Origin of the sequence: Pseudomonas sp. AD21 (assembly GCF_002878485.1) — a bacterium.
Lineage (GTDB): Bacteria > Pseudomonadota > Gammaproteobacteria > Pseudomonadales > Pseudomonadaceae > Aquipseudomonas.
This window is the reverse complement of the sequence record NZ_NQYG01000144.1, coordinates 1-433: the sequence shown is the minus strand read 5'-3', so window position 1 is coordinate 433 and position 433 is coordinate 1. Positions and strand designations below refer to the sequence as shown.

Genomic DNA, 433 nt, shown 5'->3' with positions numbered 1-433 from the left:
GCTGTAAAACCGCATGCACAGTACTGACGGAAGGCATCACTGTGCCTTCGTCTTCTAACACGCGCTTGAGCTTGCGAGCGCCCCAAGCCGCGTACTCCTGACTCACGGTCAGAATCTGCTGTTCAGTCTCGTCAGCGCAGCGTTTGGGGGACGTCTTTGGTCGTCGAGACTGATTGATCAATCCCTCTGCACCTGAGGTTTCAAACCTCTTGAGCCATTTGTAGGCGGTGCTTGGGCTGATGTTGAATCGGCGGCAAAGCTGCCGAACATTGGCCCCTTCCTGCCGAGCCAAAAGCACGAATTCTGTACGAAGCTGCACGGTGGACACCTCTTCCCAAGACACAGGCCATCTCCTTCGCGATGAGCAATGTGTCTATTTAAAAGTGTCCACCATGTCTCCGAACACCTGTCCACCATGTGTCCGGTACATACA

Annotated in this window: 1 protein-coding gene; it reads right to left on the bottom strand. The window is 54.3% G+C overall.

The window, feature by feature from the left end; translation table 11 throughout:
* Nucleotides 1-343: helix-turn-helix domain-containing protein (locus PseAD21_RS29365; RefSeq protein ID WP_146011327.1), on the bottom strand; the 343-nt coding region annotated here is incomplete at its 3' end.
* Nucleotides 344-433 lie beyond the last annotated feature (90 nt).